Here is a 15,735-nt window from a genome sequence, read left to right as displayed (position 1 = left end):
ATAAATTTATTTGTCTATAGCGAGGCTGCAAATTTCCTATCTATTGTCAAGTATCTTTTATATTTAATTTTTATTTTTTCTTAAGTTGACGACATTGAGTGTACGCCCATGCTAGGCGCACATATAAAAAGTGGAGTTATATAATAACTCCACCTTAAATTAAAACTCTAAACTTTTTGCTATATAACTTTGTAAATCGCTTATCTTGATTCTTTCTTGTTCCATGCTATCTCTATCTCTTACAGTTACAGCACCATCTTCTAATGTATCAAAGTCTACAGTTATACAATATGGTGTACCTATTTCATCTTGTCTTCTATATCTCTTTCCTATACTTCCTGCTTCATCAAAATCAACATTAAAGTACTTACTTAACTCTCCATAAACTTCTAGAGCTTTATCAGAAAGCTTCTTTGATAAAGGTAATATAGCTGCTTTAAATGGAGCTAACGCTGGATGGAAGTGCATTACAACTCTTGAATCTTGCTTATCTTCAGTTGATAAATCTTCTTCATCATAAGCGTCAACTAAGAAGGCTAAAGCAACTCTATCTGCACCTAATGATGGTTCTATAACATAAGGTACATATTTCTCATTTGTTTGAGGGTCTAAATAGGACATATCTTGACCTGAATGTTCTTGATGTTTCTTTAAATCATAGTCAGTTCTATCTGCTATTCCCCATAATTCACCCCATCCAAATGGGAATAAGTATTCTATATCAGAAGTAGCTTTAGAATAAAATGATAATTCTTCTTGTGCATGATCTCTCATTCTTATATATTCTTCTTTTATACCTAAGTTTAATAAGAACTTCCAACAGTACTCTCTCCAATATTCAAACCATTCTAAATCTGTTCCCGGCTTACAGAAGAATTCTAATTCCATTTGTTCGAATTCTCTTGTTCTGAAAGTAAAGTTACCTGGAGTAATTTCATTTCTGAAGGATTTACCTATTTGTCCTATACCAAATGGCACTTTCTTTCTTGAAGTTCTTTGAACAGACTTAAAGTTAACAAAAATACCTTGAGCTGTTTCAGGTCTTAAGTATATTTCATTTTTTGCATCTTCAGTAACTCCAGCGAAAGTTTTAAACATTAAATTAAACTTTCTGATATCAGTATAATTTAACTTTCCGCACTTAGGACATACTATATTGTTCTTTTCTATATATTCTTTTAATTGCTCATTTGACCAACCATCTGCAGATGCTACCTCTACCCCTTGTTCTGTCATATGATCTTCAACTAACTTATCTGCTCTAAATCTAGCTTTACACTCTTTACAATCCATTAATGGATCTGAAAATCCACCAACATGCCCTGATGCCACCCATACTTCTTTATTCATTAATATAGCGCAATCAACTCCAACATTATATGGACTTTCTTGTATAAACTTCTTCCACCAAGCTTTCTTTACATTATTTTTAAACTCTACGCCTAATGGACCATAATCCCACGAATTTGCTAATCCTCCGTATATTTCTGAGCCTGGGAATATGAACCCTCTACTTTTACATAAAGAAACTATTTTTTCCATAGTCTTTTCTACTGTCATGTTTATACCTCCTAATTTATTTTTTTGTAAATAAAAAAAGCTATATCAACCATAAAGGGACGAAAAAACATTTTCCGCGGTTCCACCCTTCTTGGCAATAAGCCCTACTTTCATAACCTCGCACTCAAGAGTTCCTTTCATAAAACACCCATAGTGATTCTCACCAAACATCACCTCTCTAAAATAAAGCATCATACTACTTTTCTCTATCAACATGCCTATTTAATTATATATTCATTTTATCAAAAGAGTTCTATATGTCAATACCAAAGGTATATCATATATATTTTATATGTATTTTTTTATATAATAATTATATAAAAGAACATAAGGAGGTTTTTTATGAAATACATCTTAAGTCAAAGACTTATATCTATTGGCGACGACTTCACTATATTAGATGAAAACAAGGATAAGGTTTTCAAGATAGATGGCAAAATTTTAACTATAGGAGAAAAATTATACTTTTCCGATTCAAATGACAACAAAATATTTAAAATCAAGAAAAAACTATTACGATTAAAAGAAACATACGTTATTGAAAAAGACAGAGACGTATATGCAACTCTAAAAAAAGATTTAATAAATATTATTAGAGATAAGTTTGAGATTGAAACACCATATGGAACCATAAAAGTAAAAGGAAATTTTATTGATTACGATTATACATTCAAACTTAATGGAAATGAGATAGGTAAAGTTTATAAAAAACTTATTTCTATAAGAGACAAATATATAATTGATATAACAGACTTTAATGATCACGCATTAATTTTAGCATGCGCTGTAATAATAGATATGATATGCCATAACAAAGATGATAAAGACGACAAAAAAGAAAAATAAAAAAGCGATGACTATTCATCGCTTTTCTTTGGCTCCGCGAAGAGGACTCGAACCTCCAGCCTATCGGTTAACAGCCGAGTGCTCCACCATTGAGCTATCGCGGAATATCAGTATAATGACGATAAAATTGGCTCCGCGAAGAGGACTCGAACCTCCAGCCTATCGGTTAACAGCCGAGTGCTCCACCATTGAGCTATCGCGGAACGTCATTACATTAGATATTATATCAGCTTTATCTATAAATGCAACACTTTTTTTTAAAAACTTTAAATATAATAGCATTCACGAAAAAAACAGAGCATTTTAAAGATAGAAAAAGGAGTTAATCAAATTAACTCCTTTTTTATGTTAATTATTTGTTTGTGGTTTCATTGTAGGGAATAATAATACGTCTCTTATTGATGGTGAATCAGTTAAGAACATTATTAATCTATCAACTCCAAATCCTAATCCACCAGTTGGAGGCATACCTGTTTCTAAAGCGCTCATAAATTCTTCATCAATCATATAAGCTTCATCATCTCCAAGCTCTCTTTCTTTAGCTTGTTGTTCAAATCTTTCTCTTTGAACTATTGGATCATTTAATTCAGAATATGCATTACAGATTTCTCTTCCAAATACAAATCCTTCAAATCTTTCAGTAAACATTTCATTTCCTCTCTTTTTCTTTGTAAGAGGTGAAATCTCTACTGGATAATCCATAACAAATGTAGGTTGTATCATGTGTTGCTCAGCAAACTCTTCATAAAGCGCATTTAACACTTCACCCTTTGTTACAGTGTTTAATGGCTTAGGGAATTCTAAATGCTTTTCCTTTGCAATAGCTTGTGCCTCTTCATCAGATGCAATAGAATTAAAATCTATTCCTGCATATTCCTTAACAGCATCAACCATAGTTATTCTTCTCCATGGTGGCTTAAAGTCTATTTCTGTTCCTTGGTACATAACCTTAGTTGTACCATTTACTTTTTCACAAACATATGCCGCTAAGTTTTCCATAATTTCCATCATATCATTATAATCAGAATAAGCTTCATATAACTCTATCATAGTAAATTCAGGGTTATGTCTTACAGACATACCTTCATTTCTAAAGTTCTTACCCATATCATAAACTTTTTCAAATCCACCAACAATAAGTCTCTTTAAATAAAGCTCAGTAGCAATTCTAAGATACATATCAATATCTAATGTATTATGATGTGTTATAAATGGTCTAGCTGCTGCTCCACCTGCTATAGGAGATAGTATTGGTGTTTCAACTTCTAAAAAACCTCTATTGTCTAAGAACTCTCTTATCCCCCTTATAATTTGACTTCTCTTAATAAAAGTATCCTTTACTTCTGGGTTAGTTATAAGATCTACTTCTCTTTGTCTATATCTTAAATCTGGGTCTTTTAATCCATGCCACTTTTCTGGTAATGGCTTTAAAGACTTACAAATTAATTGAAAACTCTTAACTTTTACAGATATTTCTTCAGTTCTAGTTTTAAAAACTTCTCCTGTAGCTTCTACCATATCTCCTAAGTCAAATGTTTTATATGATTTTAACTGTTCTTCCCCAACTTCATCAATCTTAATGAATAATTGGATCTTTCCGTCTCTATCATGTATATCAGAGAAAACAACCTTCCCTTGTCCCCTCTTAGACATTATTCTACCTGCTACAGTAACTTCCTTACCTTCTAATTTTTCGAAGTTAGACTTTACTTGCTCTGATGTATGAGTTCTATCAACCTTATATACATCAAATGGGTCCTTTCCTTCACTCTTTAATTCAGCTAGCTTCTCTCTTCTTAATCTTTCTTGTTCACTGAACTGAGATTCTAATTCTTGAATATTCATTTCCTCAGTTGACATTTACATCCCTCCGTTATGCTCTTCTTATATCAAGTACCTCAAATTTTGAAACTCCATCTGGTACATTAACCTCTACAATATCCCCAACTTTTTTACCAATTAACCCTTTTCCAACTGGTGATTCATTAGATATTTTAAAGTTCATCGGATCTGCTTCAGCCGAACCAACTATAGTGTACTCAACTTCTTCATCAAAATCATAATCTTTTACCTTTACTATTGAACCTACAGAAACAGTATCTGTTGGTATTTCTGACTCATCAACAACTTCAGCATTCTTTAACATATTTTCTAATTGAAGAATTCTTCCTTCTGTAAAAGCTTGCTCATTTTTAGCTTCGTCATATTCAGAGTTTTCACTTAAGTCTCCGTATCCTAAAGCCACTTTTATTTTTTCAGTTATTTCTTTTCTTTTTACTGTTTTTAAATATTCTAATTCATCTTCTAGCTTTTTTACACCTTCATAAGTCATAAGAAATTTTTTAGTTTCACTCATATTATACTCCCCTTTATCAACCTGACAGGTTGGTTTTATTAATTCCTAAAAGTATTTAACATATTATAAATCAGCCAATATAATATGTCAATAAATGATAATTAAGGGTACCTCACATTTACCACTTAAGTTATATAATAACATTATATAACCTAAATGTTACGATTAATACCCTAATATTTAAACAATATCTGTTTAAATATTATATCATTTTATATAAATTTAATTCCTATTTTCTAAATTTATATTTTTATAAATAAGTTTATGATAACTGATCCCTATATTTTCTTAATATTTCAATCACTTCTTCACTATTATCTAATGTATTCATATGATTTTTTATATCCGTACAACCTGGCAGACCTTTAATATACCAAGATGCATGTTTTCTCATCTCTCTTACAGCCTTATATTCTCCATCATATTTTATTGCAAGTTCATAATGTCTTAAGCACATTTCAATTCTATCACTATGTGTGATTATCAAATCATCTTCACCTTTAAGCTTTCTTTGTATTTGCTTAAATATCCACGGATTTCCCATTGCACCTCTTGCTACAACTATCCCATCACAATTAGAAACCTCTTTTAGCTTTAATGCATCTTCTGCTGTAAATACATCACCATTTCCTAACACAGGTATAGAAACAGCTTCTTTTACTTGTCTTATGACATCCCAATTAGCCTTACCTTCATACATTTGCTTCTTAGTTCTTCCATGAACAGTTACTGAATCAACTCCAGCCTCTTCTAACCTTTTAGCAAACTCCACTGCATTTATACAAGTTTCATCGTAACCCATTCTAAACTTAGCCGTAACTGGTTTATTGGATACTTTTTTCAAAGATCTTATTATTTCAGCTGCTAATTCAGGTTCCTTCATCAAAGCCGACCCTTCACCATTTTTAGTTATTTTTGGTGCTGGACATCCCATATTTACATCTATAATACAAATATCGTTTCTATTATTAAAATATTTTTCAACAACCTCTGCCATTATCTCTGGATCTCTACCAAAAATTTGTGCAGCTACGGGTTTTTCCTCTTCTGCTATTCTTAAAAGACTTTGTGTGTTTTCACTTCCATAGTGTAATGCTTTCGCACTAACCATTTCTGTTGTTACTAATCCACAGCCCATTTCTTTGCATAATCCCCTAAAGGAAATATCAGTAACTCCGGCCATAGGTGCTAAAAATACATTGTTATCAAAGACCAGATTACTTATCTTCATCTTAATTACTCCTTATTTTTATAATATAGTATTTTTAAACCTTCTAATGTTAAATCATCATCTACTTCATCTATTGCATCAGTTTCTTTAAATATCAACTTAGCTAAACCACCTGTTGCAATTACATATGGTTCCTCGCTATTTTTTCTCATCATTTCATTTTTTATTTTAGATACTATATATTCAACTTGACCAATATATCCATATAATATACCTGCTTGCATACTAGAAATAGTATTTTTGCAAATTAGTTGTTCTGGCAACTCCAACTCAACTCTAGGTAACTTAGCAGCTCTTTCAAATAAAGCATCAGATGATATCCTTATTCCAGGCACAATGCATCCGCCTAAGTAGTCTCCACTCCTTGTTAATGCACAAAAAGTTGTTGCAGTACCAAAATCTATTATTATAACAGGCCTTTTATATCTTTCACATGCTGCAACAGCATTTACTATTCTATCTGCCCCAACCTCTTTAGGATTATCATATTTTATATTTATTCCAGTCTTTATTCCAGGACCTACTATTATAGGTTCAATAGAAAAACACTTTCGTATCATATTCTCTAAAGAATGCATAATATTAGGAACAACTGATGATATAATTATCCCCTTAACTTCTTTTGCATCTAAATTATTTTGGGAAAATAATTGCATAACTTGTATTCCGTATTCATCTGATGTTTTATTAGGATCAGTTGAAATACGCCAACTTGCTATATACTCATTATCTTTATGTACACCAAGTACTATATTAGTGTTACCAACATCAACAAGTAAAATCATAAAAGCACCCCTTTAATATAATTAAAAGCAGCTATTAAAAGCTGCCTTTATTTCAGTAAAATAACTTAAATTTAACAATATAATTTTAGCAAGCCAACATAATTTGTCAAGTATATTAAAACACCATAAACATTACTTACCATTAGAACAAACCTACTATCTCTCCATTTTCTAATATATCCATTTTATTTGCAGCAGGAACTTTTGGTAATCCCGGCATTGTCATTACATCCCCTGTTAATACAACAATAAACCCTGCACCATTTGAAACTTTTACTTCCTTTACATTTATATCAAACCCATTTGGTCTACCCAATAATGCCGGATTATCAGATAAAGAGTATTGAGTTTTTGCCATACATATAGGAAGTCTATCTAATCCAAACTTCTCCAGTTCTTTTATTTGCCTCTTAGCTGCTGCACTGTATTGAACTCCATCTGCCCCATATATCTCTTTAGCTATTGTTAACACTTTCTCTTCTATACTTTTTTCAACTTCGTATATTGGTTTAAAATTAGACTTTTCATTTTCTAGAACATCTTCTACTATATCAGCTAATTCTAATCCACCTTCTCCTCCTTTGGCCCAAACATCAGAAAGAGCCACCTTAACACCGATATTGTTGCAATAATCTTTTATAAACTTAACTTCGTCATCACTATCTGTTAAAAACCTATTTATAGCTACAACAACAGGAACATTATACTTATTAATATTTTCAATTTGTTTTTCTAAATTAACTATTCCTTTTGATAGAGCCTCAACATTAGACGTATTTAAGTCCTCTTTTGAAACACCACCATGATGTTTTAAAGCTCTGATAGTAGCAACCACCACTACACAATTTGGATTTAATCCGCCATATCTACACTTTATATCCAAAAACTTTTCTGCACCTAGGTCCGCTCCAAATCCAGCTTCTGTAATAACTATATCACCAAGCTTTAACGCCAATTTAGTTGCTATGACTGAATTACATCCATGAGCAATATTTGCAAAAGGTCCTCCGTGTATTATAGCAGGAGTATTTTCTAATGTTTGAACTAAGTTAGGTTTTATTGCATCCTTCATTAATAATGCCATAGCTCCTTCAACTTCTAATTGTTTAGCATAAACCGGATTTCCATCTAAATCATAAGCCACAACAATCTCACCCATTCTTTTCTTTAAGTCACTCAAATCAGAAGCTAAGCAAAGAATCGCCATTATTTCTGATGCAACAGTTATCATAAATCCATCTTCTCTTACAAATCCGTTTACTTTACCTCCCATCCCCACAATAACATTTCTAAGTGCCCTATCATTCATATCCATAACTCTTTTAAAAACAATTCTTCTGGAATCAATTCTTAAAAGATTTCCTTGATGTATATGGTTATCTATAGCTGCACATAATAAGTTATTTGTTGCTGTTATTGCATGCATATCTCCAGTAAAATGTAAATTTATATCCTCCATAGGAACAACTTGAGAATATCCTCCTCCAGCTGCTCCCCCTTTTATACCAAAAACAGGACCTAAAGAAGGTTCTCTTAACGCAATAACTGCATTTTTCCCTTTTTTACACAACGCTTGACCAAGGCCCACTGTAACTGTAGACTTTCCTTCACCTGCTGGTGTTGGATTTATTGCTGTAACAAGTACTAATTTCCCTTCTTTAGATTTGTTATTATTTAATACATCTAATCCTATTTTACACTTATATTTACCATATAACTCTATATCATCTTCTGTTAAATTTAATTTTTTTGCAATTTTTATAATAGGTTCCATTTTAGCTTCTTGAGCTATTTGAATATCACTTTTCAACACTATTTTTTCCTCCTTATTACAAAGTTCATATTAAGATTATACCATTGACTGTATTTTTTTGAAATATTTTTCGTATATTTGTATTATATTTTTAATTATTGTTCGTATTTATACTTCTATTTCATATTTTTATATTATCATCACAAATTTAATTTTCGTACAACATAAAAAGTGCCGATAAACTCGACACTTTTTATTATGCTAAATCATCTGTTTTATTAGCATTATCAAATATTCTTAAGAACTCTTCACCTTCAAGCTTTTCTTTTTCTAATAAAGCACCTGCAACAGCATGAAGTTTCTCTATATTTTCTTTCAATAAAGTTTCAGCTTTATTATAAGCTTCATCTATTAAGGATTTAATTTCTTTGTCAATTTCAGCTCCAATTTCTTCACTAAAATTTCTTCCTCTTCCTAGATCTCTACCTAAGAAAACTTCATTTTGATCTGACCCATAGGATATAGTACCAATCTTATCACTCATACCATATTCCATTACCATACTTCTTGCTATATCACTAGCTCTATCAATATCGTTTTTAGCACCAGTACTTATATCTCCTAAAATCAGATGTTCAGCAACCCTTCCACCTAATAATCCTACCATCTCATCTTTAAGTCTAGACTTTGATGTATAAGCTCTATCTTCTGTCGGAAGATGCATTGTATAACCACCGGCTCTACCTCTTGGTATTATAGATATTTCATGAACAGGATCTGCATTAGGCAATAATCTCATGACAACAGCATGCCCCGCTTCATGATAAGCAGTTAACTTTCTATCATGTTCACTTATAACTCTACTCTTCTTTTCAGGTCCAGCTATTACTCTTGTAATAGCTTCTTCCATCTCAAGCATTCCAATTTGTTTTTTACTTCTTCTTACAGATAGTAAAGCTGCTTCATTTGAAAGATTTTCTAGGTCAGCACCACTAAATCCTGGAGTTCTCTTTGCTAATACTTCAAGATTAACATCTTCACTAAGAGGTTTTTTCTTTGTATGAACCTTTAAAATTTCTTCTCTTCCCTTTACATCTGGTGCACCTACAACAATTTGTCTATCAAATCTTCCTGGTCTTAATAGAGCAGGATCTAGAATATCAGGTCTATTAGTTGCAGCTATCATTATTATTCCTTCATTAACTCCAAACCCATCCATTTCAACAAGTAACTGATTTAAAGTTTGTTCTCTTTCATCATGGCCGCCACCTAATCCAGCACCTCTTTGTCTACCTACTGCATCAATTTCATCTATGAACACAATACACGGTGCGTTCTTTTTAGCTTCTTGGAATAAATCTCTAACTCTAGAAGCTCCAACACCCACAAACATTTCAACAAAATCAGAACCAGATATGCTAAAGAACGGAACTCCAGCCTCCCCAGCTATAGCTTTTGCTAATAATGTCTTACCTGTACCAGGAGGACCAACTAGTAGCACTCCCTTAGGAATTCTTGCTCCCATTTCTATATATTTAGCAGGAAGCTTTAGAAAATCAACAATTTCCTCTAATTCAGCTTTTTCTTCATCGGCACCTGCAACATCCTTAAATGTTACTTTTTTAGCATCAGGAGAGGCTATTTTAGCTCTACTTTTTCCAAAGTTCATTACTCCTCTTCCGCCACCGCCACTTTGAGACTGTTGTGTGAACACAAATAAAAATACTAAAAACAGAACCACCAATAATACTACAGGTATTATACTTAACCATGCTACATTATTAGATGGAGCTTCATATTCAATTTTAACATCACTTCTTGGACTATCTTTTAATAATGAGTTTATCATCTCATCTGGAGCATTAGTAGTAAATATCTTATTATCTCGAGTTTTACCTTGAACTTGCATCTTATCCTGTCTTATTACTATACTCTCAATTTCGTTACTTTTCCACTTTTCTTGAAATAAGCTAAATGGAATACTATCAGTTGTTCCTTTAGTTTGCCAAATAGTAAAAGCAGCAAATACCAGAACAAATAGTACTATTATCCATAAAGCTGAGCTTGAATTCTTTTTGTTTGCCATTCAAAGCCCCCCTCTCTTCTAGTTATTTTAAATTTTAACATACGCTATTTTTTTATACAATTATATTTATATCCTATCTTTCATATACCTCTGGTTTTAATATTCCTATAAAAGGTAGATTCCTATACTTTTCTGCATAATCTATTCCATATCCAACTATGAATTCATCAGGGACTTCAAACCCAACATATTTCACATCAATATCTACTTTTCTTCTTGCTTCTTTATTTAACAATGTAGTTATATTTATACTATTTGCCTTTCTAGCTTTTAAATACTTTAACAAATAATCTAATGTTACTCCACTATCAACTATATCCTCTACTATTAAAATATCTTTTCCTTCTATACTGTGATCTAAATCTTTTAATATTCTAACAACACCTGATGTCTCAGTAGAGTTCCCATAACTAGATACAGCCATAAAATCAATTTCACATGGAACTGTAATATTCTTTATTAATTCAGCTGCATATAAAACTGATCCTTTTAATACACCAACCACTAATAAGTTCTTATCTTTATAATCGCAACTAATTCTATTTGCAAGCTCCTTTACCTTATCACTAATTTGTTCTTCACTAAATAGTATTTCTTTAACATCTTCCCTCATCCTCTTAATTCCTTTCCATTACAGTTATTTTTAGTAACTTTTTAGTATCTTTTGTTACTTTATATTCATTAGATACCTTTAGTCCTACTAACCAAGCAACCTCATCATCAAATTGAATAATAGGCACTATATCTCGTTGACTCACTGAAACCTTACTATCTATGAATATATCTTTTATTTTCTTCCTACCATTCATTCCTAGAGGAATAATTTTGTCTCCATTTTTTCTGGTTCTAATGATAATATTACCATTAATTTTATCATAATTAAAATACTTTATGAAACTATTATCAGTAAACTTTATATTTTTTACATTTTCTAAAACTTCAAACTTAATAGAATACTCTCCAAAGCTAAATTCACTTTCTATATGATCTTTATTAATCACTACCTCTTCGCAGTATTTACCTTCCTCACTTTCTACCTTTCTCACATAAATATCTCCATAAACATTCTCTGCATATAAACTATTTGGTAAATCTACTCGTTTATTGGTTCCTAGCTTTAAAAGCTTTTTTATACTAACAATATGCTTAGCTTCTATATTATATCCACTTCCACTTATAATAGAAGTAGCCTTCCTAATAACTCTATTTATTATTACACTTTTACAAACAGCAATATCACTTCTTATAACAATATAGTCTTTTTCAACCTTACAATACTTAAAAAAGTACTCATCTATAACACTCTCTATCAACTCATTATCTTCTTTCAAAGTATCTGCCATCCTATTTATAACTGTTACTACATCCGGATTAAAGTTTTCTTTCATATACGGAATTATATCTAACCTTATTTTATTTCTACTATAATCACGTTCCATATTACTTTTATCAATTCTTGGATTTAAATTGTTTTTTTCACAATACCATTCTATTTCTTCTCTTTGTAAAAACAAAATTGGTCTTATATATATACTTTCTCTTTTCACCGGAATTCCTGTTAACCCTTCTAATCCAGTTCCTCTCATAATCCTCATTAATATAGTTTCAACTTGATCATTTGCATTATGAGCAGTAGCGATTTTATTAGAATTAGTTTTTTTCATAACTTCCCTAAAAAATTGATATCTAGCTTCTCTACCTGCAGTTTCAGTTGACATTCTTTGTTTTTTCGCAAACTCATTTATATTTATTCTCTTGGAGTAAACTTCTATACCTCTTTCCACACAAAAATCATTTACGTACTTTTCATCTTTATTAGCCTCTTCTCCTCTTAACATGTGATTAATATGAGCTACAACAAGTTCTATCTCCAACTGCTTTTGTAACCTATATAACACCTCTAACAAACATATAGAATCAGGACCACCCGACACCCCAACAACAACTTTTTCTTTTTCTTGTAGCAATTTATTTTCTAATATATATTCTAATACTCGTTTCTCCATATTCATCAATTAATACCTCTTTAAAAAATACTATACCTACTATTTTACCTTCATATTTAAAAAATTAAAATAGCAGACCTTATCAGTCCGCTATCTAACTCTTAAAAATTAGTACATAGAATATACCTTAGACACAACCACAGTCATATCATCATTACATATACCACCGCTTAATTCTTTAGACTTATTTATAATATCTTCAGCCAACTGTTTAGGGTCTTTTGATGCACCTTCTAGAAACTCTTTCATCCAACTATATACACCAACATTTTTCTTATCTATATCTAAAACACCATCACTTAATGTAATAATCAAATCTCCATTACTTACATTAGTTTTAACTTCATCTAAATCCACACTATCTAACAAACCAAAAGGCGGCATATTACTTTCTACAATTTCAACAGAATTATTCCTTTTTATAAAACTTGCCACTGCTCCAATCTTTATGAAATCTACATTTCCAGAATATAAATCTACAACATTCAAGTCTAGTGTGGAGAATTTTTCCTCCTCATCAAACTTCAAAGCAACTATAGAATTAATCATATCAACTGCCGTTTCTTTAGACAATCCAGCTTCCAAAAACTGCTCTACCAAAGAAACAGTTGCATTACTTTCTCTTCCAGCATCAGGTCCTGATCCCATACCATCACTTAGTATAGTTACATATGAGCCACCTACACTTTTCCCAAAACTATAGGAATCTCCACTGTATTCTTCTCCATCTTTGGACTTTACAGCACCATATGACCTTACAAAAAACTTAGGCATTTCTTCAAATATTATACTACACTCATTGTCTTTAGGATTTATACAACATCCTTCTCCTGATATAGTCATGGGTTTTCTCATGACATTATTTATTATAGGCAGAATCTTTTTATAGCAATACTTACTACCATAACAATTGTTCATAGTAATCTTAATTTTACTTCTTCCATCAACATCACGATAACAAAATATTTTTTTATACTCAATAGAACCTTTATTGAAAGCCTTCTTAATTAACTTTTTTATCTCATAATCAACTTCTACTTCTTTATTAAGATCTAATAAAACTTTATCAACAGACTTAGACATATTATCAATATGAGAAGCTATCATCATTCTACCTTCTTCTAACTTTCCCTTTAAAACCTCTTCACCCTTAGAATTATCAATAATCTTTTCTGCTCCCTTTATTAACTCAAACTTCTTTTTACACTTTTTCTCTAAAGTTCCTGGAAAACTCATCTTTTTCTCTTCACAGTTTTCCAATAAGGTTTGAAAAGAGTTAAATGTAGAAGTAAATTCACGATTCCAACATATTTCTCTTCTTACACATCCACCACAAACCCTATCTACCAAATTTTCTGTTAATTCTGTTCCCTTCTTATTAAAAATAAGATTAGTATTTCCCCTAGGTACCTTAAGAACCTCCGATACAGAATTAAGTGCTATTCTCACTTGCTTTGCCTTATTAAACATTTCTTCTCTAATTTCGTCTAATGATATACTATTTATACTATCAATTTTTCTATCACAATTTAACTCTAATTCAATTTTATCATACACTTTTTTAGGGATAGAAATATAAATCATTCCTGAAATTATCACTTCAACTATTGATGTTATATATAAATTATCTGAGTAAAGCGCTAGAGCTATATACATAATAAAATATGCTAAAAAAGAAAATACTCTTCCAGTATCCTTAAACACTCCAGCTATTAATCCTATGGAGCTATACATCGCTACACCTAATATCATATCTCCAGAACTTAATCCAACTATAACACCTATTGTTACACCCATAGCTGCACCATAAGTCCCTCCAGCAGCATAGGCTATAACCAAAACCAATAAATATGATATTATATTTCTTACTTCAATATTTAATATACTTAAATTTCCTATACCAGAAATTATCAAGCATATAAGTATTCCAACACTAATCACTTCTTCTATCGTAAATAAATAATTATCTTTAAACTCCTCTAAACACTTAATCCCGTACCTAAGAACAAATGATATAGGAACCACAACTATAGTATTTATCAACGCTAATGTTATGTTAACTCCTAATGTATACTTATTTATAAAAAGACCACAAATAATAAAACCTATAAATGTAGCTATAAAAAACTCATTATCTTTTATTCTTTTCTCTAATATATAACTTGTAATATATACAAATAAAACCACTGCGGATACTATTACATTTATATATCTTCCACTAGCACTATTTAATATAGTCATATACCCAATAGCAACACCAAAGCTAGCTATTAAATATTTCTTTATATCTTTTAAAGTTCTTATGGATATTAAAAACGCTATACCAAATGGAGCCATTCCACTTATATCCCCTCTATTTAAAAGCAACGTAACTCTACTAATTAAAATTGATGCTAATAATATAGTCAGATAACTTAAAATGTTTTCTTTTTCATTTACTAGAACTCTTTTCTTATCATCCACCCTTTTATAATTCTCTACCTTTAGTCCATACTGCATAAGTCACCTCTCCTTATTTACACAAATTGTAAATAAATTATATCACCATATCCCTTCCGATATATGTCACTTATTGGACCTCATTTTATTTTTTCGTAGGACATTTACCTTTATTATTCTTACTTTTCTTTTTTTTATCTCCAATTTACTTAATTTATTAATCTAGGCTTATTCATCAACATTTCTTACCAAACAAGCCTATATCTTATTTCTTAAAGAATTGTACTGTTTTTTAATTTTGTCATTAATAAAGCATCTTTGTATTTTATTGATAGAAGTTGATATGTATATTTTTATTCCTAATATCATAGAATTAATCTTTATATAACAAATCATAATATAGTTTAACTATTATAAATTTTAAGCGCATATTAAAATTTCTCAAATAAAAAAAGACCTAAGAACATCTTAGATCTTTTTTGGTGCCGAAGACCGGAATCGAACCGGTACGGTGTTTAACCACCGCAGGATTTTAAGTCCTGTGCGTCTGCCAGTTCCGCCACTTCGGCATACGTGGTAGCGGAAATAGGACTTGAACCTACGACCCTTCGGGTATGAACCGAATGCTCTAGCCAACTGAGCTATTCCGCCACGTTATGGTTGCGGGGGCAGG

Annotated in this window: 11 protein-coding genes and 4 tRNA genes; 1 reads left to right on the top strand and 14 read right to left on the bottom strand. The window is 31.2% G+C overall.

Going from position 1 to position 15,735, the window contains the following annotated elements; translation table 11 throughout:
- Positions 1-159: 159 nt before the first annotated feature.
- Positions 160-1,560 carry a glycine--tRNA ligase gene (locus tag KIB46_RS14535; protein WP_156558651.1) on the bottom strand — a complete coding sequence of 467 codons (1,401 nt, stop codon included), beginning with the start codon at positions 1,558-1,560 and terminating at the stop codon, positions 160-162.
- 342 nt (positions 1,561-1,902) lie between these two features.
- Here KIB46_RS14535 and KIB46_RS14530 point away from each other — a divergent pair, with 342 nt between their 5' ends.
- Entirely contained in the window at positions 1,903-2,406 is a 504-nt protein-coding gene (locus KIB46_RS14530) for an LURP-one-related family protein (RefSeq protein WP_291672808.1), read from the top strand.
- A 29-nt stretch (positions 2,407-2,435) separates the two neighbouring features.
- Here KIB46_RS14530 and KIB46_RS14525 read toward each other — a convergent pair.
- The 13 genes from KIB46_RS14525 to KIB46_RS14465 form a co-directional block, all read right to left on the bottom strand.
- Positions 2,436-2,510, bottom strand: a tRNA-Asn gene (locus KIB46_RS14525).
- A gap of 24 nt (positions 2,511-2,534) precedes the next feature.
- Positions 2,535-2,609: transfer RNA gene (locus KIB46_RS14520), tRNA-Asn, on the bottom strand.
- Positions 2,610-2,754: 145 nt separating this feature from the next.
- Positions 2,755-4,266, bottom strand: a complete 1,512-nt coding sequence (gene lysS / locus KIB46_RS14515) for a lysine--tRNA ligase (protein ID WP_156558649.1) — start codon at positions 4,264-4,266, stop codon at positions 2,755-2,757.
- Between the two features lie 13 nt (positions 4,267-4,279).
- Complete coding sequence (gene greA / locus KIB46_RS14510; protein ID WP_156558648.1) at positions 4,280-4,762, bottom strand: transcription elongation factor GreA; 483 nt, start codon at positions 4,760-4,762, stop codon at positions 4,280-4,282.
- 262 nt (positions 4,763-5,024) lie between these two features.
- A complete protein-coding gene (gene dusB / locus KIB46_RS14505; RefSeq protein ID WP_156558647.1) occupies positions 5,025-5,993 on the bottom strand; it encodes a tRNA dihydrouridine synthase DusB in 969 nt (322 codons plus the stop codon).
- 5 nt (positions 5,994-5,998) lie between these two features.
- A complete protein-coding gene (locus KIB46_RS14500) occupies positions 5,999-6,778 on the bottom strand; it encodes a type III pantothenate kinase (RefSeq protein ID WP_156558646.1) in 780 nt (259 codons plus the stop codon).
- 142 nt (positions 6,779-6,920) lie between these two features.
- Entirely contained in the window at positions 6,921-8,588 is a 1,668-nt protein-coding gene (locus tag KIB46_RS14495) for a formate--tetrahydrofolate ligase (RefSeq protein ID WP_291672813.1), read from the bottom strand.
- A 199-nt stretch (positions 8,589-8,787) separates the two neighbouring features.
- The gene (gene ftsH, locus KIB46_RS14490; protein WP_156558645.1) at positions 8,788-10,617 is read right to left on the bottom strand and encodes an ATP-dependent zinc metalloprotease FtsH; all 1,830 of its coding nucleotides are present in this window, start codon (positions 10,615-10,617) and stop codon (positions 8,788-8,790) included.
- A gap of 73 nt (positions 10,618-10,690) precedes the next feature.
- Complete coding sequence (gene hpt, locus KIB46_RS14485) at positions 10,691-11,230, bottom strand: hypoxanthine phosphoribosyltransferase (protein WP_027098498.1); 540 nt, start codon at positions 11,228-11,230, stop codon at positions 10,691-10,693.
- A 4-nt stretch (positions 11,231-11,234) separates the two neighbouring features.
- Positions 11,235-12,629 (bottom strand): tRNA lysidine(34) synthetase TilS, encoded by a 1,395-nt coding sequence (gene tilS, locus KIB46_RS14480; protein WP_363290421.1) that lies wholly within the window; start codon positions 12,627-12,629, stop codon positions 11,235-11,237.
- A gap of 102 nt (positions 12,630-12,731) precedes the next feature.
- Positions 12,732-15,122, bottom strand: a complete 2,391-nt coding sequence (spoIIE, locus tag KIB46_RS14475; protein WP_291672804.1) for a stage II sporulation protein E — start codon at positions 15,120-15,122, stop codon at positions 12,732-12,734.
- 420 nt (positions 15,123-15,542) lie between these two features.
- Positions 15,543-15,631, bottom strand: a tRNA-Leu gene (locus KIB46_RS14470).
- A 5-nt stretch (positions 15,632-15,636) separates the two neighbouring features.
- A tRNA-Met gene (locus KIB46_RS14465) sits at positions 15,637-15,713 on the bottom strand.
- Positions 15,714-15,735: the final 22 nt, after the last annotated feature.

Source organism: Clostridium sp. (genome assembly GCF_018372875.1).
Taxonomy (GTDB): Bacteria; Bacillota; Clostridia; order Clostridiales; family Clostridiaceae; genus Clostridium.
This window is presented reverse-complemented; position numbering and strand designations above follow the sequence as displayed.

Bases quoted from the DNA above. Each gene is read 5' to 3' on its own strand.
- KIB46_RS14530 (WP_291672808.1), top strand. From the start codon at position 1,903: ATGAAATACATCTTAAGTCAAAGACTTATATCTATTGGCGACGACTTC.
- KIB46_RS14535 (WP_156558651.1), bottom strand. From the start codon at position 1,560: ATGACAGTAGAAAAGACTATGGAAAAAATAGTTTCTTTATGTAAAAGT.
- tilS (WP_363290421.1), bottom strand. From the start codon at position 12,629: ATGAATATGGAGAAACGAGTATTAGAATATATATTAGAAAATAAATTG.
- spoIIE (WP_291672804.1), bottom strand. From the start codon at position 15,122: ATGCAGTATGGACTAAAGGTAGAGAATTATAAAAGGGTGGATGATAAG.
- dusB (WP_156558647.1), bottom strand. From the start codon at position 5,993: ATGAAGATAAGTAATCTGGTCTTTGATAACAATGTATTTTTAGCACCT.
- hpt (WP_027098498.1), bottom strand. From the start codon at position 11,230: ATGAGGGAAGATGTTAAAGAAATACTATTTAGTGAAGAACAAATTAGT.
- KIB46_RS14500 (WP_156558646.1), bottom strand. From the start codon at position 6,778: ATGATTTTACTTGTTGATGTTGGTAACACTAATATAGTACTTGGTGTA.
- ftsH (WP_156558645.1), bottom strand. From the start codon at position 10,617: ATGGCAAACAAAAAGAATTCAAGCTCAGCTTTATGGATAATAGTACTA.
- lysS (WP_156558649.1), bottom strand. From the start codon at position 4,266: ATGTCAACTGAGGAAATGAATATTCAAGAATTAGAATCTCAGTTCAGT.
- greA (WP_156558648.1), bottom strand. From the start codon at position 4,762: ATGAGTGAAACTAAAAAATTTCTTATGACTTATGAAGGTGTAAAAAAG.